The organism is Coprobacter fastidiosus, from assembly GCF_982245605.1.
This window is the reverse complement of record NZ_CEVCIF010000052.1, coordinates 1-26,057: the sequence shown is the minus strand read 5'-3', so window position 1 is coordinate 26,057 and position 26,057 is coordinate 1. Positions and strand designations below refer to the sequence as shown.

Below are 26,057 nucleotides of genomic sequence, written 5' to 3'. Positions count from 1 at the left end.
TAAAAGGGCGGCATGACAAAAAAAAGAAGGCATCCTTTTTAGACACCTTCTTTTTCATAATCATAATAAAAAAGAAATGGAAATTATTCATGACCCAGATCGAAAAACATTCAGTATGATAATCAACGGCTATACCGGATATGTTTCCTATCAAATTAGAAACGGAAAGCTCGATATACTCCATACCGTAGTTCCCTTTCAAATCGGAGGACAAGGAGTTGCATCACAACTGGTAAAAGCGGCGTACGACTATGCTATAAACAATCGTCTCAAACCGTCAGCAACTTGCAGTTATGCCATAATTTGGTTACAGAGACACCCAGAATACAGAGATCAATAAAAAAAGGATATACAATTTTGTACACCCTTATTTTTACCAGCTTCATGTTCCGGATTATATTTCCTAAAACCAACACTTCTTCCTCTTTTTATTTTTCTGATTCTCATCGCTACCATTTCCGCCATAACCATAAGCAGAACTATAACTATACTTAGAGCCATACCCGTAACCGTAGCCATAACCATATTTTCTATAACTATAAGAGTGAGCCTGCATATCGACTGCATTAACGATCAAATAAGTTGACGTCAGTCTTTTATCTGCTACATAACTATTCAGTAATGCCAAATATTTTTTCGAAGAATAATTAGCTCTCGTAACATATAAGTTAACATCTGCCAAACGATTCAGCAAAAAAGTATCTGAAACCATTCCGACCGGAGCAGTATCAACAATAATGTAATCATATTTTTCACGCAATATCTCAAACACCTGATCTAAACGAGAATTTGTAAGCAATTCATTCGGATTAGGAGGGATAGGACCGGCGGGTAATAAATCGAGATATTCAGACATGCCGGAAGGAACTATCAATCCGTCTAAATCAGTTTCCTGACCTGAAAGATATGAGGTGATCCCTTTATTCGTCATAATAGAAAAATGTTTTTTCAACTGAGGCCTACGAATATCTAAACCCACCAATATCACTTTTTTGTTTGTCAAAGCAAAACTCAAAGCCAAATTCATCGAAAAGAATGTCTTACCTTCTTGTGTCACGGTAGACGTAACATTTATTACCTTTTTGTCCGGTTCATTCAACATAAATTGCAAACTATTTCGAACCAGCCGAAATAATTCGACAATGGGAGCTGTCGATTTTGCCTTTACGACAAACTGATCGCCAGTATCGTTCTTTGCTATTTCTCCTAAAACAGGGACAGAAGTCAAACGCTCTACATCCATACGATCTTTAAATTTTACATTGAACATATCTTTTAAAAAGATAAATAATGCAGGTATCGAAAGACCAAAAACAAATGCAATCAAAAAAGTCTTAGGTTTATTAGGCTCGACAGGACCTCCCGTCACATCGGGAGTATCGACAATACTGGCAACAGGGACTGTCAACGTCTTATTTAAGGAATTCTCTTCTCTCTTCTCTAATAGGAAAACATATAATTTATCTTTAATAGATTGCTGGCGCATAATTTCCGTTAATTCCCTTTCAACTTCAGGAACCGACGCTACCATATTATTAAGTTGACGATTTTTAGCCTGCAAATCTTTTTTTTCTATATTCAACCCTTTACGAACAGAAATTATACCACTCAAAACACCTTTTCTTAAATCAGATATATCATGGTTTATATCTGCAATCAAAGGATTATCTTCAGAAGAAGAACGTAATAAACGTTCTCGAACGAGCAGCATTTGGTTATATTTATTAATTAATTCGGAGAATCCGGCATCAGTAATACCCAAATAAGGAATAGGCGTATACACATGTTGTTTATTGGAAACAAACTGATCTACATAATCGACCAGATTTAACTGCGTCTCCAATTCGAATAATTTTTTTTCGGTCTCCGATAACTCCGTCGTGAACTTCTCTCCTTCATTCTTCACATCTGTCAACATATGTGCTTTTCGGAAATTTTCCGCCTGTTTCTCAACATTTCCTAATTCCTTGGATATAGAGACAATACGTTCATCGATAAATCGTTCTGTATTCAATGCTACTCGATTCTTCTCTGCCATACTTAATTCATTATAATAAAATACGACACGATTAAGTACGTCTTTAGCCTTCGCAATATTAAAAGTATTCAATGAAAGAGTCAATATCGTAGATCCCTTGCTCAATGCATCTGCAACAATGGCTTTCGAAAGATAATTCGCCATATTTCTCGGATTCGATACAGTAATTATAATATCTTCTTCAGGAAGTTGTACAGCAAAATTGCGGGTCATAGTGAATGAAATATCCCCGATATTTACCGGCAAAGGGTTAGCTGTCAAAATTAATGACTTGTTTTCTCCATTGTAAGAAACTTTTACATCATAATCTTCACTTGATTTCGGAACGGCATGTATAGTTATCGGAAATACTAAATTCCTCACTGTTGCACTATCAATAGATAATTCTATCGGAGTATCTTTGTAGAGGTCTATCTTACGCATTCCTTTTTTCATTACATAATTTGTATATAACTCCAGATCCATGACAACCTGAAGCATCACGTTTTTGGAACGCATGATCTCAACTTCATTTTCAAGATTGTTTTTAACGGATGCCATTCCCAAACTCTCCATCATCAACATATCGGGAGTAGCACCGCTCTTATCATTTTTCATCAAAACAGAGGCCGTTACCGTATAAACATTATTTTTACGTGCCAAGATGAAAAAAGCAATACCCATCGCCACTATAATACTGGCAACGAACCATTTCCAATGAACCAAATAATTAAAAAGTATTTCTCTAAAATCGACTGCTTTATCTTGCCCTTCTTCTTGTGAGAGAATATCCTTCGAATCCATTCAAAACTGTATTAACGAGTTAATGTAACTATAATATTAGTAATTCCCAATAATGTGGAAAGAATGCTCAAACTTAAGGTCAGCATCGGAGGTACGGTATAAGCAGTCCGGGCCTTCGATTTGTTCGGCTCGACATACAATATATCATTTTGCTGCAAATAAAAATACGGAGAGAATAACAAATTCGGATCATTCAGATTGATGCGAGCTACTTCCTTAGAACCATCACCTTTAAAACGAATCAATAGCACATTATCCCGGCGTCCGGTAAGCTGCAAGTCTCCGGCCATCGCAACAGCCTCTAATACGGAAACTCTCTCATTCGGAACATTATAAATACTCGGAGCTTTCACTTCGCCCAATACGGCAATCTTAAAGTTTTCGACACGGATAGTTACTGTCGGTTCTTTTTTTACATATTGAGGATATATCTTAGACTTTATAAACTCTTCGGCTTCGGTACGGGTCATTCCCCCGACATTCAATTTACCGATAATCGGGAAATCAATTATTCCTTTATTATCGACAAGATAGGTCGAATTATCGGAAACAGAAGAGGAAGTCATCGCATTTTCGGTAGTACCTGAAGAAGATAGCTTATTAAAAATCGATACGGATTCCGGACTATCCGACCCCACAGAGATAGATAACAAATCTCCCGGAACAATACGAGGATCTGCCAACAAAGACTTTTGCTGTAAAACTTCTACAGGAAGGCTTTCGACCTTTTGTAAATAAGTAACACGCTTGGTTTCACTACAAGACATTAAAAATATTGCCAGAACAGCAAATAGAGCTACTTTTCTCATTCCAATACCAATATATATAGGACAGATACAACACCAATTATCAGATCAGATATTAGCAAAACAATCCCTAAGAAATGCTAAACGATCTGCAATTAAAAAAACAAAATAATAATCCCTTTCCGCAAAGATACGAAATAGAGTATTATTAACCAATAATATCCATAAAAAACAGCTTTGGGAAAAATTTCCCAAAGCTGTTTTTTATGGATATTAAGATGTCTGAAAAATAATGAAACATAAATATTATCAAAAATTATATTGCACCATCGCCTGAATGCGATTTGCATGACCGCTACTTTTATCCATACTCATACGACGACCATACAAATATTCTACGCCCAACTGACAATTGGGTGTCACATTCCAAAATACATTTCCAACAGCATATTGTCCATATTTATAACCTTCTGCATCATAATAACCATGTCGGGAATATAAACGTACCTGACTATAAGATGCCGAAGCAAAACATTTGGATGTAAAAGCATATTTCACTCCACCTAAAAAGGCTAAAACCGGTAAAGCCTGTAAACGCCCTTCAGAACACGGATCAGGGACAAGATCTGAATTGTTACTATCTAAATCATCAATATACTGAGAAATACCTTTTCCGTACGTTCCCTGATAATAAAATGTAAAACCCGGAAACAAGGTTGCCAGTCCACTCAATTGAGCACCCCATCCCACCAACGTCCGATTATTTTCCGTAACCATGTTTCGATAACTCAATCCTCGAAATAATCCGGTTGCCCGAATATGGCTCGAAGCTCCCCAATTATATTGTATATAAGCAGGAATATCCGGCATACGCTGCTTGATACTTCGGGAATAAGTTCCATAAGTAATATCCGGATTCGGATTTTCTGCTGCAATGGCTATCTGCCAATGTTTATTTATATTATAGGTATATCTTACTTGAACATTTCTCAAAGTTGTATTGGCATTAGGCCCTTCAAAATCGATTGTCGGAGGGATCGATGCCAAATCAGAAAAAGTACTCCAAGACTGTCCCAATAAAAATCCTCTCATCGATACATATGCCTGACGTAATCTTAACGTATGATGATCTCCCCGAAAATCAGTTTCGATATAAGCGGAAAATTTTCCTAAAGCTTTATTGTTTCCCACCAATTTCAAAAAAATACGTGATGTCGAAGCATCCATTTGATACTGACTCTTCTCGGCAGGATTTGCCGGTGTAGGAATATCATAAGGCACAAAATCTACATTGTCCGAAATTCCTCGAAAATCATACGATGTAGTAAGTCTCACATATCCTCCGATACCTAAAGCCATCTGATGTTTTTGATCTACTAAAAGGAAACGCGGAGCATCCGGATCTTGAAAATGTAAAGATCTTGTCTCCCTGAATATATTGACAATGTCTTTGCAACTCGGTCCGTTTTTCCCCGTAAGTATAATAAAATCATCATTAAATAACGGGGACATCTTTTTTTTCTGTGCATGAACAGGCATAAACAGCCCCAATAAAACTGCAATAAAACAGATTCTAAATATTTTCTCCATAATTGTAATTTTTACCAGACCTTTTTGGACGATCCGATAAAAACAACAATACTAAACACAGAAATGTTTATCTCAATATTAGATATAACATTGCTATTAAATATTATATAAAAACAGTGTGTCTTGTATTTTTATATAGAAGACACACTGTTTTAAAAACCTATTTAAATTTTCTGATAAAGAAATATATCAAGCTACCTTTATATATTCTTCCAGCTTGTTTTCATTCGCTAAATAGCCTGTATCATCTTTACTCCCACTCGATCGTGGCAGGCGGTTTAGAACTAATGTCATAGACAACACGGTTCACTCCTTTTACTTTATTGATAATCTCATTCGATATTTTAGCAAGGAAATCATACGGAAGTTTTGCCCAATCGGCAGTCATTGCATCTGTAGATGTTACGGCTCGTAAAGCGACAGCTCGCTCATAGGTTCGTTCATCTCCCATCACACCAACCGATTGTACCGGAAGCAATACAACTCCTGCTTGCCAAACTTTATCATATAATCCCCACTCACGAAGTCCGCGAATAAAAATATCATCGGCATTTTGCAGTATCGAGACTTTCTCCGGAGTAATATCACCTAATATACGCACAGCCAATCCGGGTCCGGGGAACGGATGCCGTGTGATCAGATGTTCCATCATTCCCAATTCTCTACCAACCCGACGCACTTCATCTTTAAACAATAACCGAAGCGGTTCACACAATTTCAATTTCATTTTTTCAGGAAGTCCGCCAACGTTATGGTGACTCTTTATTACAGTACCTGTTATAGAAAGCGACTCTATACAGTCGGGATAGATCGTCCCTTGAGCCAACCATTTTACATCTTTTATTTTACGGGCTTCTTCATCGAAAACATCGATAAAACCTTTACCGATAATTTTTCTTTTGCGTTCGGGCTCCACTACCCCGGCCAATTCGCTGAAAAATTTGGCATGTGCATTTACACCGATTACATTCAATCCGAGATGCTCGTAGTCTCTCATCACATTCTCAAACTCATTTTTACGAAGCATACCGTGATCTACAAAAATACAGGTAAGATTGTTTCCGATCGCTTTGTTCAGCAAAACCGCAGCGACAGAAGAGTCGACTCCACCGGAAAGAGCAAGAATCACTTTATCATTGCCTAACTGCTCTCTTAATTGCGCTACCGTGGTTTCAATAAAAGACGAGGGAGACCAGTCTTGTTTGCAACCGCAAATATCCACTACGAAATTGCGTAACAGTTGAGTTCCTTCTTCGGTATGATACACTTCAGGATGAAATTGTACACCCCATATATTTTCATTTTCGACTTGATAGGCTGCAATATTTACCTCATCGGTTGAAGCTATGACTTTAAAATTCGAAGGAATCGACGTTATCGTATCGCCATGAGACATCCAAACCTGCGTATTCTTTTTTAGTCCTTTAAATAATTGATTATTTTCGGAAAACGAAGACAAATGAGCTCGTCCGTATTCCCGAGTTCCTGCCGGTTCTACCGTTCCTCCGTTACTATAAGCCATAAACTGAGCGCCATAGCAAATGCCCAAAATGGGATATTTACCCCATATCTGACTCAGATCAAGTTTAAAAGCATCTTTGTCATAAACTGAAAACGGGCTACCGGAAAGGATTACCCCTTTCACCGCCGGGTCATCTTTGGGAAATTTGTTATACGGAAGAATTTCACAGTAGGTATCCAGTTCACGTACACGCCGTCCGATAAGCTGTGTCGTTTGGGAACCGAAATCGAGAATTATAATTTTTTCCTGCATATGATATGGTATGTATATAAGATTATTATATTTTTCGCCCTGCAAATGTAATCATAAGGAGATAAATTCGCAACTGCTATTATTGCAACAAAGATTCTATCCGGGCCTTTGTCCCTACGATCCAAAGCATATCGGATTCTTTTAATACAGTATTGCCAGTCGGAGCCAGAAAAGACCCATCCATACGTTCTATTCCGACGACAAGACACGAATCTTTTTCTCTGATTCCCGATTGGGCAATTGTTTTCCCGACTAAAGGAGAATTTTCCGGAATAACGATACGCTCTAATTCAAAGTGTTCTTCATTCTCCTCTTCGGTTACAGAAGATTCTTCCGGTTCTACCGCCTCAAGAAATTTCTGTATTTGTTCGTCTGTACCGATTACACTCACAACATCTCCGGGGAAAAGACGACTATCCCCTTTCGGAATATTTATCCGTTTTAATCCTCTTTTTATACTTACGATATTTACACCATATTCTTTACAGATATTTGCATCCTCCAAACGTTTTCCAATAAACGCACATTCTCCATTCACTTCCATATGGGCTAAATGCATATTGCGCACCAAATTATTCTTTCTACCCGTCCGACGTAATTCCCTTTCATTCAGATTATCCATAAACTTTCCTTCAAGAGAAACGATTTGTCGTTGCAGCCTTTTCGACATCAGCAACATAACGATAACAAATAAAACTACACCCAACAAAACTCCGGTACGTTGAGAATAAGCAACTGACAAAAAATAAATTACAAATCCCAAACCTATAAAAAACCGGAATATAACCATAAAGAAAAGAGGAACTTGATTCGCCCGTTTATTTTCTTCTAAAGTAAGTAATTTCCGACTATTTATTCGTTTCATAGTCAACGCCCAAAGAAAAGGAAGCATTACCAAGAGCGTAACCCCTACACCGATATACTTTCCCCATACGGAGGGAATCAGTTCTTTCATCAAAGGCAAGAACCAAGTAAGCGAAAGTAAAATAATCCCGACAAGAATAGTCGAATAAAGTGCTATCTTACCCAAATAAACTCCCAGTACCCGCTTCCAGGTGTTCTCAGGTTGTACAGCCGAAGCGTTTGCACTATATCTCTCAAGGATAAAATTCAGTTTTGCGGGCAAATGTTTCTCCACCCAATTTGCAACCGGATCAGAAAGCTTTATAAAATAAGGCGTTGTAAAAGTCGTTATAACCGATACGGCAACGACGATCGGATATAGGAATCCGTCGATCACTTTCAGAGACATTCCCAAAGTTGCAATAATGAAAGCGAACTCTCCGATCTGGGAAAGACTGAATCCTGATTTTATGGCAATTTTCAACGGTTGACCGGAGATCAACATTCCACTTGTTCCGAAAAATATTTGTCCGGCAATTACCACCAATGAAAGAATAATAATAGGAATAGCATACTGCACCAAGGCTTCAGGACTGACAAGCATCCCGACAGAAATAAAAAATACAGCACCAAACAGGTCTTTAACCGGTTGCATTACTTTCTCAATTCGTTCAGCCTCATTCGTACCGGCCAAAATAGAACCCATGACAAAAGCCCCCAAAGCAGAAGAAAAGCCCGCATAAGATGCTAATACGACCATTCCCAGACACAACCCCATAGAAACGACTAACAGCGTTTCGGAATTAAGAAAGCGTCGGGCTTTTTTCAAAAAAGTGGGCAACACAAAAATACCGATCAAAAACCATGTTATAAGAAAAAATGCTAACTTCAATATACTATAAATCAGTTCCGAGCCCTCCAGCTCATTATTTACAGCAATAGAAGAAAGAAGCACCATCATCAAAACGGCAAACATATCTTCTACGATCAACACGCCAAACACAATTGTCGTGAACTGTTGTTTTCGCATATTCAAATCGGTAAATGCCTTGATGATAATCGTCGTAGACGACATCGACAACATTCCCCCTAAAAAAATACTATCCAAATATGTGAAATGCAACAAGCGTCCGGCAGCATATCCCAACAACATCATTCCGACAACTATCACTAATGCCGTTATTACCGCAGAACCTCCGACATTGACCAACTTCCGAAAACTGAATTCTAATCCCAAAGAAAACAGCAAAACGATAATTCCTATTTCCGCCCAAATATCGATATTAGCAACATCGGTTACAGTAGGGAAAAATGAAAAATGCGGTCCTGCCAGAAAACCGGTGACAATATAGCCTAAAACAACCGGTTGCTTCATCCATTTGAAAAGCAACGTTGTTATTCCTGCCAGCATAAGAATCAAAGCTAAATCTGAAATCAACGGATCTAAATGATTCATGTTCTTTAAACTATAAAATTAAATAATTATCATTTTTCAGAGTCTGTTTAAAATTTCCCATTCCGAATAAATTTAAAACAGTTAATCTTCAAACAAAAAAGCAGAAAACTGCTATTCTTTATCTCTCGGTAGGTTTTCTGCTTTTTCGTCATCACAAAATATTTTTTTTAAAATTCACTGGTAAAATGGAACTTTATTTTCGGAAAATCTGTCTGCGCCATTTGCAATACATAATTGGAATCTGCAAGAAATACATCCCGATCTTCCTTATCTTTTGCCATAAACTGATATTTCCGTTTTTTGAAATTCTCCAAAGCCTCGGCATCATCACTCTCTATCCAGCAAGCTTTATAAAGGCTGATAGGTTCCCATTTACATTGCGCTCCATATTCATGTAGCAAACGATATTGAATCACTTCAAACTGCAATTGTCCTACCGTCCCGATAATTTTCCGCCCGTTAAACTGATTGACAAATAACTGAGCAACACCCTCATCCATCAATTGGTCTATTCCTTTATTCAATTGTTTTGTTTTCATCGGGTCAGTATTTTCTATATACTTGAACATTTCAGGAGAGAAACTCGGCAATCCTCTAAAATGCAACTCCTCTCCTGCCGTTAAAGTATCTCCGATTTTAAAGTTACCGGTATCCGGCAACCCGACAATATCCCCGGGATAAGCCTCATCGACCGTAGATTTCCGTTGTGCCATAAAAGCTGTCGGACTGGAGAACTTCATAAATTTACCATTTCTCACATGTTTATAGTTTGCATTCCGTTCAAATTTTCCGGAACAGACTTTCACAAAGGCAATACAACTCCGGTGGTTGGGATCCATATTTGCATGTATCTTAAAAACAAACCCCGAAAAATTAGCCTCTTCAGGGCAAACGACACGTTCTACAGCTTGTACCGGTCTGGGAGATGGCGCTATTTTCACAAAACAATCCAACAGTTCTTTTACTCCGAAATTGTTTAGTGCCGATCCAAAGAATACGGGTGCTATATTGCCTTTTAAATAATCGGAAACATCAAATTCAGGATATACTCCTTCTATCAGTTCCAAATCAGCTCTAAGTTTGGAGGCATCTTCTGAACCGATATATTTTTCCAACTCAGGGTTATTAATGTCTTTAAATTCTACCGATTCGGTGACTACCTGCTTACTCGGTGTGTAAAGATTCAATCCTTCCTCATATATATTATACACTCCTTTAAACCGCTGCCCCATATTGATAGGCCAACTTAACGGACGCACACCTATTTTAAGTTCCGACTCCAACTCGTCAAGCAAATCAAAAGGATCTTGTCCTTCCCTATCCAATTTATTTACAAACACAATTACAGGAGTATTGCGCATGCGACACACTTCCATCAGTTTACGAGTCTGCATCTCAACTCCTTTTGCAGCGTCTACAACAATAATCACACTATCCACAGCTGTCAATGTGCGATAAGTATCTTCTGCAAAGTCTTGATGACCGGGGGTATCCAATATGTTTATTTTATAATCTCCGTAATTAAACCCCATCACCGAGGTCGCAACCGAAATTCCTCTCTGCTTTTCTATCTCCATCCAATCTGAAGTCGCCGTTTTCTTGATTTTATTCGATTTTACAGCACCGGCCACATGAATCGCCCCCCCAAATAACAGCAGTTTCTCGGTCAATGTAGTTTTCCCGGCATCCGGATGACTGATAATAGCAAACGTCCTTCTTTTTTGTATCTCTTCGGTTATCGTAGCCACTTTACAATAATTATTTCATTAATAAATTAATACACTTTACAAGACTGTTTTCCCAATATGGTATGGAAACCGAATATGTCTCTTTTATTTTTTTCTTATTCATCACGCTATAAAAAGGTCGCGTCGCTTTTGCCGGATATTCGCTTCCTTCTATCGGTAGCACTTCGCAAGTCCTAATTCCAGCAATACGGTGTATTGCTTTAGTAAAATCATACCAGCTACACACTCCTTCATTCGAAAAGTTATAGATACCGGGAATAAACGTCTTATTATCGATAATAATCATTATCGCCTTTGCCAAATCTCCTGCATAAGTAGGTGTACCGATTTGGTCAAATACGACACTTAATTTCTCCCGCTCTTTTCCAAGTCGAATCATCGTTTTCACAAAATTATTGCCGTAAGCCGAATATAGCCAAGAGGTCCGCAATACAACGGCATCGGAACAATTATCAAACAATAACCGCTCGCCTTCAAGCTTCGTAACTCCATATACCGAGCATGGCGCTGTTTCGTCACTCTCCGAATACGGTTTATAATGGACTCCGCTATATACATAGTCTGTAGAAATATGAATGACTTTAGCCCGATTCATTGCAGCTGCTTTTGCAAGATTCGCTACAGCCAAAGCATTAATCTTTCGACAAGTATCCTCATTATCCTCTGCTTTATCGACCGCAGTATAAGCTGCACAATTGACAATAACCTCGATACCGTGACCTGCAACATACTTCATTACGGCTTCCAAATCGGTAATATCCAGATCTTGTATATCCGTAAACAGAAAAGTATTTTTTTTATCTTCTTCTGCCAGACAGCGCATTTCATTACCCAACTGGCCGTTAGCACCGGTTACTAAAATTTTTGCCATGCGATGTTTTTTTTTAAAATTTTATAATTCCAGATCTCCGGCTTTTTCTTGTTTATATTTTTCAGACAATAATGCTAAAAAAGTCGATATTTGTTTCATTGCAGCCTGTGTCTGTTCAGAAATCTCCTTTTTCTGTAACCGAAGCATTAAGATTCCATAAAGCGCATTAAAACAAGTCTCTATTTCACCAACCGGTTCGTCTCCTGTTTTTGCCCTCAACTCAACAATATAAGGGAGCGTTTTGAAAAATGTCGCCCCATAAAACGGTTCTTTCGGTGACTTCAATAAAGCCAGATGCAAATCGGTAAGATCGATAATAACATTTTTATTCAACTGAAGATGTCCGCTTTCCACCACACCTTCACGTCTCATCATATCGATAAGGCTCTCATACCACTCCCGAATTTCTTTCTTTTTATCATCCGGAACATTATATTTCGAGACAATCTGTTCATCGATAGTATCGATATCCAGTTTATATGCCCGGATAATATCTTCGATCTGCCACATATAGAGCAAATACTCAGCGATATTTTCTTTCCTTTTTTGGCTGGCTATAATCATATTTCAAAATTTATCCGGAGAACAAATAAACAATTTATTTTTAACAATTTCCGAATATACATTCAAAAATCGCATAAAACTCTTTATCATTCACCCCTAAGTGACGACAAGCTAAACGGGCAGCATTGATATCGCCCAAAAATTCTTCATCAAATAATGTTACAGGTACTCGTCCATAACGGGTTTCCAACTCGATATTATCGTCTGTTCTTACAATAGGATGTGGTAAATAGGGAACGGCTGTTATATCCTCTCTGACCGTATCTGCCAAATCCTGAAGTAAAGGAATATTCTGATTATATATAAATTTCCCGTCCCGCTCGATCGAAGCGACCATGCCCTTCCAGAAATCGACATAAGATTCGAAAGTCGAATGCGTTTTCGTCGGATGCCACAACAAATCGGACATGATCAATATATGCGGTTTATATTGCTGGTGAGCCAATGGCTTCTCTTCAAGAAAAGCATCTCCCTCCAATAATGAAATCCGCGCATCATAGCTCAGAGAAATTTGTTTCTCCTGACCCGGAATCTCATTCAACGCAACGTAATCGCAACGCATGTTTTGCTTACGCAAGGCTTTCAGAACCATACTCATAATTCTGTTCGGATGCCGAGGATTACAAAAAACCAAACGTATCTTATCTTTTGCCATTCTCAACACAAGTTCCGGAACAGAAAGGATCAATAACCCGGATTCCTTTGCACGAATAAGTTCCGGATGATCAGAAACCGACTGCAACGGAGAAACGACAAAGTCGATCTTTTCCTTAAAAGGATCGTTTATCGGCTGTAAGTCTGCCAACAGAATATCTTTCTCCCTCAAAATATCAGCTTCAGCTCCCATAATATCCGCTCCGGAACAACTGACACTATATCCTTTTTCACGTAAAGCGACAGCTAAACGGAACATATATGTGTCTCCAAGGGATATAATATGAACTTTTTTCATGTACTCCTCTCTACTTATAAATTATTTTATCCTAAAGAAATATACAGACAGATTGAAACAATTGTTCGACAATCTTTAAGATTTATGGATATTTCTCAGAATGATCCCCAAAAATTGAGTGCAAATTTAATACAATAGAACGAAGCTACACAGAATTGAAGCAATTTTTTTTCTATATCCAAACTATCTTCGACAGCTGCCGATAATTATAAAAATTAAGCATGATAATTCCAAATCAAACCTTTTCGTTCCGGATATTTATGAGATAAATAAACCTCTTTTAATTCAGAGAAAATAAGCGTATCAGCATTAGCGACCCATCTTCGAAACAGGGTATTGGGTTTGTAAATCGCAACAGACTGCAACAATGCACTCAAATCGAAATTATCAGATACGATACCCGCTCCTGCACGCAAAGCGTCAAAAGCATTGCATTCCTGTTCTATATGTGCAGGTACCATTAACACAGGTTTCTGCAAATAAAGTGCTTCGCATACCGATTCAAATCCGGCTGTGGTAGAATAAGCTTTGCAACCTGCCATTTGTTTCAGAAAAGACTTGTCATTAATTCGAAACAGAGAAAATGTAGAAGATATGTCCAGCCTTTCGGCTGCATCTTTTTTATCCCAGAAAAAATGCAATGTCTCTTCAGGATTATGTTCATGCCATTTGCTTATTTCGGAAAGATAGCCGCTATTCAACATATAACCCAATATATAATCGCCTTTAACAGGCTCTAAACGGGTGACTTCGGAACGTAACAACGGAGGGACGACAACAATGTGACGAGAAATATCATCTCCCATGGGATAAAAAGACAAAGCCAACCTTCGATCAGCTCCCATACTAGTAAGCCGAGTGAAAAATTTCAAAAAGAAAAGTTCGACAGGAGACTTTTTCGGGAAACGGAATTTTCGATGTAGAAACATATATTGGTGTCCGATACAAACCATTGGAATCGAAAGAGGCATAAATAAATAAGTCAATCCGGTCAACAACTCATAAAAATTAAGCACGATGTCCGGCTCATATAGTTTTATCTGTTTCCGAATAAAATTCATATTCGAAATAAAAACAGGTAACTTCAACAAATTATAAAATACGCTTTTCCATAGCCCGGGACGCTTATTTTGCGCTGCCGGCAAAAAATTAGGACTCTCGAATTGAATAACCGGTGCTGTTGCCTGATTTAGGAAATAATCGGGTAACTGTCTTGCAGAGCTTTTCCCGACCAAAAAAGCCGCAATTTCATCTCCCCTCATCCGTATTCGCTCCTGCATTACCAGCGCCTGAGTAAAATGCCCTCGACCTTCACCTTGTACAACAAACAGATACTTCATATATTTTTAGACTATAACCCATAAAACAAAAACAAATAACGAACAATTTATCAAGCGGTTTTTTCGGACACTTCATTTTCAAATAAACACTCTTCATAATGATATATCTCCCACGTACCATCTACATGCTCGATCAAAGCGCTAAGAGACTCTACCCAGTCACCAGAATTGAGATAATGAATATTTCCATACCATGTATTTGCCGGCTGATGAATATGTCCGCAAATAATTCCGTCGAAATGACGGGCTGCTGCAAGTGCTGTCAGTTCCTTCTCGAAATCTGAAATATAAGATACGGCAGATTTTACCTTGTGTTTGACAGACTGTGAAAAAGAGTAATAAGGTTTTCCCTGTTTCCGTCGATAATTATTCAATATCCTATTTATCCACAAGAGAGCTGAATAGCCATAATCTCCAAGTTTAGCCAGCCAGACCAAATGTGTACTGATATTATCGAAAACATCTCCATGCGTTACGTAATAACGTTTTCCGTGAGATATATGTACATAATCCTTTACCAATGAAACGGATGGAAGCGACAAAGGCAGTATCTTATCTAAAAAGTCATCATGATTTCCACGAACATAAATAACTTTCGTTCCGTGTTTTTCCATCATTTTCATAATAACTTTTATAAGTTCCGTATAAGAACGTTTCCAGCGTCCGAAGGGATTTCGCTGCAACTTCCACCCATCCAGAATATCTCCATTCAAAATAAGCTTATCACAATCGATATTTTTCAGGAAAGAAGTCAACTCTTTCACTTTTGAATGCTCTGACCCGATATGTACATCCGACAGAATCACCGTAGAGACTTTTGTTCTTGTCATAGAATAATTTTAATTTTCGTTTAACAAAAGAACAACAGTTATATTTCCTGCATATTACAAGAATGTTTGTTTTCTGTTTCAGAAGATTACACCTTGCTTTCAAATCATAAATTATGTAAAACCACACTATTTTATTCAATAAATAATATCGGGAACAATCTTACTTCTTTTAATTTTGTTATTAATATATCATACATTTATAAAATCAGATATATTATGGAATACAGACAACTGCAACATTCAGAGCTTACTTTATCGGCTATCGCTTTCGGCGCATGGGCTGCAGGGGGTTGGATGTGGGGACAAACAGACCGGCATGAAGCAATCAAGGCCATGCGTGCGGCATACGCTGAAGGTATGACCTCCTTTGATACCGCCCCGATATACGGACAAGGAGAAAGTGAAGAGATTGTCGGAGAAGCATTACAAGATATTCCCCGCGACAAAGTGCAAATACTGACAAAATTCGGGTTACGTTGGGACTTGAATAAAGGAAATTTCTATGTCCACAGCCAAAATAATCAGGGGAAAGATATCGATATCTATAAATATGCCGGAAAAGAGAGTATTATACAGGAATGTGAAAATAGCCTGAAACGATTAAAAACCGACTATATAGATCTCTATCAAATACATTGGGCCGATATAACGACCCCTATATCGGAAACATTCGAAGCAGTAGCCCGCCTTATCGAACAAGGGAAAATCCGATATGCCGGAGTATGCAACTACACACCTGAACAGATTGAGGAAGCTGATAAGGCAGTAAATATAATATCTGACCAAATTCCTTTCAGCATGGTAAATCGAGGAAGTGAAGACAAAATCATTCCATTCTGCATCCGAAATGAAAAATCGGTAATTGCTTATAGTCCTATGGAACGAGGATTATTGACAGGAAAAATGACACCGGGACAAAACTTTAAAAAAGGAGACCACCGAAAAACCAATCCGTATTTCACAGATGACAGTATTATCAGAACCAACGCTTTTTTAGCGAAAATAAAACCGATTGCCGATGAAAAAGGCATTACCCTTTCTCAACTTGTACTACGCTGGACAATCGATCACCCGGGCATTACCATTGCTTTAGCCGGAGCTCGTAACAAAGAACAGGCAATCTCCAATGCCCGAGCCGCCGACGTGCATTTATCAAATGACGAAATTTTATTCATAAATAAACAATTAGAATTTCTTTAAAAACACTTCACGATGAAAAATCTATTATTATCTATCACGGTTTGCGGAATCATAGCTTGCGGATGCGCTCAAGCTAAAGAACTAAAAACAATACAACTGAATGACCCGGACACGCAACGAGGAGATGCCGTAATGACAGCACTAAAAAACAGAAAATCTACCCGGGAGTTCTCTACAAAAGAGCTAAGTCTTAAAGATCTTTCAGATCTTTGCTGGGCGGCAAACGGTATCAACCGCCCTGAATCGGGGAAAAGAACGGCTCCATCGGCAATGAACAAACAAGATATAAAAGTATATGTTTGTACAGCAGACGGAAGCTACTTATATAATCCCCAAAAGAATACACTCGAACCCGTCAGCTCCGGAGATGTAAGACCTTTAAAAGCACCGGTATGTCTCATTTTAGTATCTGATACAAGCAGCGACTGGGGAGCAATGGATGCCGGAATAGTATCTCAAAATATATCGCTATTTTGCGCAGGAACAGGTATGGCAACCGTTCCACGCGGAAGTATGGATAAAGCAGCATTAAAAAAGGCATTGAAACTTACGGGAGATCAGACTCCTTTTTTAAATCATCCGGTAGGTTATTTTAAATAAATAATCATTTCATAAAAATCGGTGTAGTTCAGAATGTCGTATATCAAAATAAACTGCACCGATTTTTATATTTAAGCATTATATTTCTCTAATCATTAAATTAAAAAAGTCTCATCTGCCTCACAAATTTCAGCAACAACTTCGTATTAAGCCGTTTTTTAATTGCCATTTAAATAGACTTAAGTAACCGATAAAGTCTTCCCTTTTATTTTTGCGCCATAACTTAAGAGTCTGTTTAAATTTTACTCGGATTAGTTTTGAGAGAAATCTACATGAACATACAGTTTCCCTCTCGAGAGGGAAACTGTTCCAATACCGCCACATCGTTATAAACCCGAAGAAGATACAAAAGTGACTTAATAATATTCTCCAATAAAAAACTCTCACGAACTTAAATAAATTAAAAAGTGTAAAAATCATCACAAGAGCGGTTTTTACACTTTTTTTAGTTGATTTTTTTTCACACAATTTCCATATCAATTCTTATTTTTTTTGATTATATTTGCTAAATAGTTGTATAATAAGTACCCGATATTCACTATTCAAGCATAGATATACATAAATTATATAATAAAATCTGCCATGAAAGGAATCGTACTGCTTATTACGGTAGGATTTGCAACATCTCTATTCGCTCAAACTCCTATCATCAAACTCAGCCATAACAAATGCCGATGGGGTGACAGGCTTTTAAAATGGCAAGTAGAATATAAAGATCCGGGAAATTCAGGTGAAAATATTCTCTGGGATTACAGTAGTCTAAAAATAGTGGACGACAATTACAAAATCAGATACCGGGAAAATGAAACCGATACAGCCGGTTATGTAGAGAACGCCCATAATACCTCTTATTATTACAGGATTACACGCGATTCCCTGTTTCTCGACAAATATGTAAACGGTACGACCCGCATGATTTACACTTTACCGGAATTGAAATTGACCTATCCGTTTAATTATAAAGACAGTATCAATTCTCCACTCGCAGCAAAAGGTAATTATTGCGGAAAGTTACCATTGCATATCTCGGGAAATTCAGAAACGACAGCTGATGCTTTCGGAAAACTAATAACTCCGGAAGGAGATACATTATCTGTTTTACGGTTACATAATAAAACGATTTTACAACAAACCGATACCAACAAATATTCTATACAAAAACAAACTTATACATGGTTTGCCAGAGGGTATCGGTATCCTGTATTCGAAACAATACAAACTCAAATCATACACCCTTCCCGCAAAAACATATATTACTCATCTTTCTATTTTCCTCCGGAAGAAAATGCAAATATGAATCCAGACCCGATAAATGAAAAAGAATTACAAGAAATGGCCTTTGAAAAAGCACTGGCAGATAGCATAGCGGCATCAAAAGAAAAAGATCCCGAATATAACGAATGGGTCGAAAATATCAGACTTTATCCTCAACCGGTCAAAGATTTCTTAAAAATCGAATATCATTTAAAAAAAGAAACTCCGGTTCAGGTATATTTATATGATTCAGGATTCAGACTAATAAAAATAATATCACAAGAAACATTACCCACCGGAAATCATACAAGACAAATCGATATGCAAAAATATCAACCCGGAGAATATCATATACATTTAATTTTCGGGAATTATATAGAAAAACGGACTGTTTTAAAAAGTCTCTAAAAACATATAACCTCTGTTTTATTTTAAAGTATCATGCCATGAAACGATGTATTTTAGGTGTCATTACATTTTTTCTATCCGTACAATACGGAATATCGATCGATATAGCATCCTATACATTCAATAATTACGGAGAAATTTGTCAAGGGGTATATACCATCAACGAAGATCCTTTCGACAATATCACCGAAATAGCCGTTACGGCCAACCGGCGAATGGGTATCAAAATCGACATGTGCGGTTCTACCGATTATGCCATTACACGAATAGAGATCCGAAAAGGAGATGAAGTGATTGCGACAAGTGAAATGAGCCGCACCTGTTACGCTCCGGAGATAACCGGCATCTTAGAAGCATATTACCCGTACAAAATACGGTTATATATAGATACGCAGATTGCTCCTTATCCGATAACGGCAGCAGTGCGAGCCGAAAGTTTTCGTCCGCAAGACGGAATAAACGGATATGAACAACCGGTTTATATCGAAGAGATAAAAGAGGGACTCTTCTCCTCGAAACAATACAATACCTATAATTATACCAGTACATTTCCCGGAACGAACCCTGATTGCGGAGATATTGTTTATAAAATAAATATCTCAGGCAATATTCCTATGAAAATACATCTCGAAACAGACTTTATAACCGAATCTTCTACAAGTAAAAATACATGTATCCGGGCGTACTCCGAAAATAACATTGAAAATCCGATATTTACAGAAACAAATATTTTCGACCAAGTCTTACCCCCCGGAACTTACTACATCGTTACAGAAAGTAATGAACCGGACATTTATGACGGGTTCATAAACATTTACTTTTACGGGTATTATACTCAAAACACTCCACCTACGTATAACCCGATATACATAAGTCGCTATGACAACAAAACTATTTTATTCGATGCTTGTAACAGTGATTACAATAATAACGGACTGAAAGATGCCAAATTCAAAATCAATATAGACAGAGGTGAAGGAGTCCCTGTTTCTATAAAGACCAGCCAAGCTGTAAACATGTATATGTATAATGACACATTGAGACAATTATTTGTAAAAAAAACCAATAACCTCAAAGTTATTCTAAAAGAAGGAGATTACTATTTGATTCTGGAAAAAGACATTACCAACAAGGGAACGGTTAAGGTAGATTTCGGGTTCTCCTATCCTGACGATTACCTGTTAATTACAGAAATTTTTCACAGCATACCGTCTTCAATTGCGGCAAATAATCAAGGACAGTTTATCGAATTCTATAATCCGACGGAAAGACCGATCGAAATGAAAGACTGGAAAGTAAAGTCTGAATTCTTAAACGAAGAATTTCAGTTCCCCGATACCTTGATCATTCCCCCCAAAGGGATGCTCCTCAGTGTATACAGACAGGATAATCAGTTTCAGATAACAGATATATTTCCACAATTGAAAGAAAACGAAAAGCGTATAGTCATATACCGAAATACGTTCTTAATGACCGATAAAGTTCCGGATATCAAATTGTATGACTGGAAAGACAAGTGTGTCGACCAGATAGATATGAAGAAAGACTCCGTTTTATTCTCTCTCAACACCTCTTCCGATATCAATTCATGCCGATCTGTACAACGCTGCAACAGTTTAGTAAAAAACGGATCCAGCAAATTTTTTGCCTCATTTTTCAAAAACGGACAAGTATCGCCTCTGTCTCTTTATTTCGATCTCAATCCGTCCGATGAGAATATACCGTCGATGGACGAGAGTCCCGAGATAAATCTTCCGATAAATTACACCGGAAAAAATGCGATAACTTCCGTTATAATGACAAAAGAGAGCAAAGATCTTGAATCTATACACATTACAAGCGATAATTCCTTGACCAATATACAATATTTCGACGGGCTCGGAAGGATCATTCAAAACATAGAAAAGAACATATCCCCTTCGGGAGCGGATTTAATCTCCACCATAGAATACGACAATATGGGAAATGCGATCAAAGAATGGGTAAAAACACCTGTCCCCTCCAATAACGGGGCTTACTTTCAGGGATTTGTTTCTGTTGCTCAATCATTCCACAATGAAGAAGAACCATATACGGAAAAAATTTATGACGATACTCCATTAGGCCATTGCCATTTGATAAAGTATCCCAAAGATTTAGGCAGATACAGTGAAGATTATACCTTAAACGGGCTATGGCTTCCTGATGAAACAGTCAATAAATACGAAATAACAAATAACGGAATTAAAAAGAGCGGGACTTATGATGCCAATCTTTTATTGAATAAAAACGTTTTCGATAATCTGACAGAAACTTACAATTTCACGGATAAAACGGGAAGAACCGTACTTATCCGATACCCGGATATCTTTCAGGGAAATTATGACACCTATTTCATATATGATCAGTACGGAAATCTAAGATATGTACTTCCTCCTCTTGCTGTCGAAAAAATGACCGGTACGGAATATACCCTTTCTACCGGAAACCCTCTCGATCTATATGCCTATATTTACGAATATGACCACCGAAACCGGATGATCAAGAAAAAACTGCCCGGTGCCGAACCTATATACATTATTTATGACAAAGCCGACCGCCCCATATTGACTCAAGACGGTAACCAGCGCGAACGGAACGAATGGAGCTTCGTCAAATACGACAATTTATCACGTCCTCTCTTAACGGGAACTTTAACCGACAACCGGAGTGTAGCCGAACTGCGAACTGTGTATGCTGACATGTTAGTATCGGAAATATTTACAGGAAATTCCGGAGAATACGGAGGATACAGCAACGAGTGTCCGATGGGCGACCTGAACATTCTGACGATAAACTATTACGATAATTACAATTTTCTCAAGCTGACAGACTCACATAGCAACCGATTGGCTTACGATTCGCAAACTACCGGAGATAAAATCCACACCGACAGTCAAGGGTTGCTTACAGGCAGCATTGTCGCCTCTTTCGACAAATCTGTTCCCAATAAAGTCACCGTACATTATTATGACCGGAAAGGTCGTGAAATACAGACCCGGTCTAATAATCACTTAACCGGTTACGATATTACAAACACAGAATATTCTTTTACCGGAAAACCCGTAAGAATAGAAAAATCACATTCTTCCTCTATTTTAAATAACCCGGTAAAAGAGGTTTATACCTATACGTATGACAATGCAGAACGACCGACCGGAATAAAACTGCAAATCGATAATCTTGCCGAAAAGCAGATAAACCGAATAACTTATGACGAACTGGGACAAGTAAAAAACAAAGAACTGACAGACAATGTCAGCATAAATTACCATTATGATATCATAAACCGAATAGATACATTAAACGCAGCACCCTATTTTTCAGAAAAAATAGGATACCGATACAAAAACATATCTTCCATAGCATGGACTTCTGCATCCCGCCCCGAAAAACAAAGTTACGGTTTTTCCTATAACAATAGAGGCTGGCTGACATCAGCCGGTTTTACTCCAGACTCTTTGAATTTCTACTCGACATCTTATACACATGACAGAAACGGCAATATTACGCATCTCGAACGAAAAGGCATAATCGGGAAAGAGTTATTCACGTATGATGACGGATCACAGGCTTGGGTAGATAAATACGGGTATATAAACCACCTGACTTTTACCCATAACGGGAATCAACTCAAATCGGTACAACAACCCGACAGCATATACGATATAAATATCGGAAATATGGTAGAGGAAGAAACGGAATTCTTTTATGACAACAATGGCAATCTGGTACAGGACAAAAACCGGAGTATAGATAACATCGATTATAATATTCTCAATTTGCCGAATAATATCTCTTTCAAAGAGAAAGGTCTGAACATCGGTTTCTCGTATGATGCCGTCGGTCGGAAATTAAAGGCCCGTTACGGAACTTCGGCTCACAACCTTTTTGTTCCTGTAGGAAATACGATGCCCGTTTCAGAAAACGATATGCAATATACCGACAGTACCGACTATTGCGGAAATTATCTATATGAGAACGGAGCATTAAGCAAAATATATATACCCGACGGTTATATAAAAGTCGGTAAAGGAAACGGTAGCGAGCCTGAATATACTTTTTACCAGTATATTCACGACCATCAGGGGAATATACGTGCCGTGCTGAACGGCAACCGGCTATGTTATAACTACGATTACTATCCCGAAGGAGCCATGCACGGGGATATCGACGGACTTGAACCGCAAACCGATGACCGTAAACGGTATAACGGGAAAGAGCACGAAACCATGCACGGATTAGGTTGGTACGATTATTCTGCACGTTGGTATGATCCCCGCCTGACTGTCCGATTTACCACTCCCGATCCCAAAACCGAAGAATTTTATGATCTAAGCCCTTATATTTATTGTGGCGGAGATCCGGTAAATTATATTGATCCGGACGGGATGAAACTAGAATTCAGACAGACAAATCCAAATCAGCATTACGGTGTAATGATGGTACTGACCGGTTATTATATGCACGACATCTCTTTAAGAAATGTATATAAACATGCTATAGGCATCAATATGCCGATCATGATAGTTGATAATATGAAAGATTTTCAAGAAGGATTGGCACAATTGAAAGAAATGAAAACATCGGTAAATGCTTTTTCCATTACGCAACACGGAAGTCCTGGGAAAACCAGTATCGGTGAAGAAGAAATCAATGAAAATACCAATTTCTCTTCTTTAAGAGAAGGATTACAAGGAAAAAATGTCTTTATCAATGCCTGCGATGTAACTAAAGATGAAAATGCAAATGGTCTAGAGATGTTACAAAATATATCTGACCACACACAAGCCAAATCGGTAGTAACTTCGGATCAAAAGCTAACAACAGACTATAACTACGATAAAGGCCTCTTTAGTCAAAAAAAAACGAGCCAAATTAACGATATAGCGACCAGCTTTAAAATCATTATACGAGGTGAAGAAATAAAAAATATATATCATTTCCGTATCGATAAAAACGGAACTTTTTTTTGGAACTATAATAAACCCACAAAACAATGAAAACCCGAAACACCATTATCGCACTGACAGTCTTAGCTTTATCTGCATGCTCAGGATACAATCAAGATACTTATAGAGTATATAAAACCTTCGATGAGTATGCCATGAAAGAGATCCCTTTCAAAATAACCGAAAAGAAATCGCTACCCTATGCTATGGTGAAAAGAAATGACGACACCATACGGGTACTTTTGTGCTTCGCCGATACAACCCAAAATCAATCCATTGTATATATAAACAAAGGGGAATATTGGTATAACCTAAAAAAATACCAAACCGACCCGATTCTATACTATTTTACCCTATGTGATACTGTCCCAACATATACCGAAAGATATATACAAAACGACACGATTTGGGAATACAAATATAATATCAGAAACTCAATACTTGAATCAATATCTTTAACCAGACATACACGTAATAATGAAGTTTATATTTCCGTTCCCGACACTTTTAGGATTTCCGAATCAAACCGGCTGGATAGTATAAAAAATTTCATATCCCTCTATTCAGAAAAATATCCCTATTATACTTCAAAAAAAATTCAACCCATACATTATTCGTATTATAACAAAATATTACGAAATGACACCCTTTATATCTATGAAAAACCTGCCGGAACAAATTACAGATTAGGAGAATTATTCTCTGTATATAAAATGAGTAATTTAGGTATAATAGATATGTATAGAGGAGGAAGTATCATATACGAAGCAAAAGTACCTAAAGCGGAATAAAATAAAAACAGATAAAACATTATGAAAAACTTTTTTACCTTCTATTGGGATTACAGCTCCTGCTTACCGAATGTAACAGTTCTCAAAAACACGATATGGAAAAAGCATATTGTAATAGCAATCTGGACTCTATCTGAACCGTATTATGATATTGATATCGCTTTATTCAAATAACCCTACAAAACAATGAAAACCCGAAACACCATTATCGCACTGACAGTCTTAGTTTTATCTGCATGCTCAGGATACAATCAAGATACTTATAGAGTATATAAAACCTTCGATGAGTATGCCATGAAAGAGATCCCTTTCAAAATAACCGAAAAGAAATCGCTACCCTATGCTATGGTGAAAAGAAATGACGACACCATACGGGTACTTTTGTGCTTCGCCGATACAACCCAAAATCAATCCATTGTATATATAAACAAAGGGGAATATTGGTATAACCTAAAAAAATACCAAACCGACCCGATTCTATACTATTTTACCCTATGTGATACTGTCCCAACATATACCGAAAGATATATACAAAACGACACGATTTGGGAATACAAATATAATATCAGAAACTCAATACTTGAATCAATATCTTTAACCAGACATACACGTAATAATGAAGTTTATATTTCCGTTCCCGACACTTTTAGGATTTCCGAATCAAACCGGCTGGATAGTATAAAAAATTTCATATCCCTCTATTCAGAAAAATATCCCTATTATACTTCAAAAAAAATTCAACCCATACATTATTCGTATTATAACAAAATATTACGAAATGACACCCTTTATATCTATGAAAAACCTGCCGGAACAAATTACAGATTAGGAGAATTATTCTCTGTATATAAAATGAGTAATTTAGGTATAATAGATATGTATAGAGGAGGAAGTATCATATACGAAGCAAAAGTACCTAAAGCGGAATAAAATAAAAACAGATAAAACATTATGAAAAACTTTTTTACCTTCTATTGGGATTACAGCTCCTGCTTACCGAATGTAACAGTTCTCAAAAACACGATATGGAAAAAGCATATTGTAATAGCAATCTGGACTCTATCTGAACCGTATTATGATATTGATATCGCTTTATTCAAATAACCCTACAAAGCAATGAAAACCCGAAACACCATTATCGCACTGACAATCTTAGCTTTATCTGCATGCTCAGGATACAAGCGAGATACTTATAGAGTATATAAAACCTTCGACGAGTATGCCATGAAAGAGATCCCTTTCAGAATAACCGAAAAGAAATCGCTACCCTATGCTATGGTGAAAAGAAATGACGACACC

General features: G+C 37.6%; 18 protein-coding genes and 1 pseudogene. 8 read left to right on the top strand and 11 right to left on the bottom strand.

Annotated elements, in window-relative coordinates; all coding sequences use genetic code 11:
• Positions 1–76: 76 nt before the first annotated feature.
• Complete coding sequence (locus tag AC0UMU_RS11925; RefSeq protein WP_022389941.1) at positions 77–340, top strand: GNAT family N-acetyltransferase; 264 nt, start codon at positions 77–79, stop codon at positions 338–340.
• Between the two features lie 63 nt (positions 341–403).
• Here AC0UMU_RS11925 and AC0UMU_RS11920 read toward each other — a convergent pair whose 3' ends face one another.
• From AC0UMU_RS11920 to AC0UMU_RS11870, 11 genes are all read right to left on the bottom strand, one after another.
• A complete protein-coding gene (locus AC0UMU_RS11920) occupies positions 404–2,821 on the bottom strand; it encodes a GumC family protein (protein ID WP_472301181.1) in 2,418 nt (805 codons plus the stop codon).
• Between the two features lie 11 nt (positions 2,822–2,832).
• Complete coding sequence (locus AC0UMU_RS11915) at positions 2,833–3,630, bottom strand: polysaccharide biosynthesis/export family protein (protein WP_009317158.1); 798 nt, start codon at positions 3,628–3,630, stop codon at positions 2,833–2,835.
• Between the two features lie 246 nt (positions 3,631–3,876).
• Positions 3,877–5,157: a DcaP family trimeric outer membrane transporter gene (locus AC0UMU_RS11910; protein ID WP_278716718.1), complete on the bottom strand. Its 1,281-nt coding sequence runs from the start codon at positions 5,155–5,157 to the stop codon at positions 3,877–3,879.
• Between the two features lie 250 nt (positions 5,158–5,407).
• On the bottom strand, positions 5,408–6,931 hold the full coding sequence (guaA, locus tag AC0UMU_RS11905; protein ID WP_278716720.1) for a glutamine-hydrolyzing GMP synthase: 1,524 nt from the start codon (positions 6,929–6,931) through the stop codon (positions 5,408–5,410).
• 79 nt (positions 6,932–7,010) lie between these two features.
• Positions 7,011–9,230: a cation:proton antiporter gene (locus AC0UMU_RS11900; protein ID WP_278716722.1), complete on the bottom strand. Its 2,220-nt coding sequence runs from the start codon at positions 9,228–9,230 to the stop codon at positions 7,011–7,013.
• Positions 9,231–9,397: 167 nt separating this feature from the next.
• A complete protein-coding gene (locus AC0UMU_RS11895) occupies positions 9,398–10,978 on the bottom strand; it encodes a peptide chain release factor 3 (protein ID WP_022389937.1) in 1,581 nt (526 codons plus the stop codon).
• A gap of 10 nt (positions 10,979–10,988) precedes the next feature.
• Positions 10,989–11,849, bottom strand: coding sequence for a dTDP-4-dehydrorhamnose reductase (gene rfbD / locus AC0UMU_RS11890; RefSeq protein ID WP_022389936.1), 861 nt, complete (start codon positions 11,847–11,849; stop codon positions 10,989–10,991).
• Positions 11,850–11,870: 21 nt separating this feature from the next.
• The gene (locus tag AC0UMU_RS11885; RefSeq protein ID WP_009317165.1) at positions 11,871–12,413 is read right to left on the bottom strand and encodes a DUF4924 family protein; all 543 of its coding nucleotides are present in this window, start codon (positions 12,411–12,413) and stop codon (positions 11,871–11,873) included.
• Between the two features lie 40 nt (positions 12,414–12,453).
• Entirely contained in the window at positions 12,454–13,365 is a 912-nt protein-coding gene (locus AC0UMU_RS11880) for a hypothetical protein (protein WP_022389935.1), read from the bottom strand.
• A 215-nt stretch (positions 13,366–13,580) separates the two neighbouring features.
• Positions 13,581–14,705: a glycosyltransferase family protein gene (locus AC0UMU_RS11875; protein WP_278716726.1), complete on the bottom strand. Its 1,125-nt coding sequence runs from the start codon at positions 14,703–14,705 to the stop codon at positions 13,581–13,583.
• 50 nt (positions 14,706–14,755) lie between these two features.
• Complete coding sequence (locus AC0UMU_RS11870; RefSeq protein ID WP_009317168.1) at positions 14,756–15,535, bottom strand: UDP-2,3-diacylglucosamine diphosphatase; 780 nt, start codon at positions 15,533–15,535, stop codon at positions 14,756–14,758.
• A 216-nt stretch (positions 15,536–15,751) separates the two neighbouring features.
• Between AC0UMU_RS11870 and AC0UMU_RS11865 the strand changes: the two genes are divergently transcribed.
• From AC0UMU_RS11865 to AC0UMU_RS11835, 7 genes and pseudogenes are all read left to right on the top strand, one after another.
• Positions 15,752–16,735, top strand: a complete 984-nt coding sequence (locus AC0UMU_RS11865; protein WP_022599615.1) for an aldo/keto reductase — start codon at positions 15,752–15,754, stop codon at positions 16,733–16,735.
• 12 nt (positions 16,736–16,747) lie between these two features.
• A complete protein-coding gene (locus tag AC0UMU_RS11860) occupies positions 16,748–17,335 on the top strand; it encodes a SagB/ThcOx family dehydrogenase (protein ID WP_009317170.1) in 588 nt (195 codons plus the stop codon).
• 582 nt (positions 17,336–17,917) lie between these two features.
• Complete coding sequence (locus AC0UMU_RS11855; RefSeq protein WP_288641714.1) at positions 17,918–18,997, top strand: T9SS type A sorting domain-containing protein; 1,080 nt, start codon at positions 17,918–17,920, stop codon at positions 18,995–18,997.
• Between the two features lie 38 nt (positions 18,998–19,035).
• Complete coding sequence (locus tag AC0UMU_RS11850) at positions 19,036–24,018, top strand: DUF6443 domain-containing protein (RefSeq protein ID WP_288641712.1); 4,983 nt, start codon at positions 19,036–19,038, stop codon at positions 24,016–24,018.
• Positions 24,015–24,758, top strand: coding sequence for a hypothetical protein (locus AC0UMU_RS11845; RefSeq protein WP_473979944.1), 744 nt, complete (start codon positions 24,015–24,017; stop codon positions 24,756–24,758). The genes AC0UMU_RS11850 and AC0UMU_RS11845 overlap by 4 nt, the downstream gene beginning before the upstream one ends.
• A 186-nt stretch (positions 24,759–24,944) precedes the next feature.
• Positions 24,945–25,688: a hypothetical protein gene (locus AC0UMU_RS11840; RefSeq protein ID WP_473979943.1), complete on the top strand. Its 744-nt coding sequence runs from the start codon at positions 24,945–24,947 to the stop codon at positions 25,686–25,688.
• Positions 25,689–25,874: 186 nt separating this feature from the next.
• Positions 25,875–26,057 (top strand): annotated as a pseudogene (locus tag AC0UMU_RS11835) (hypothetical protein); the annotation flags it as partial.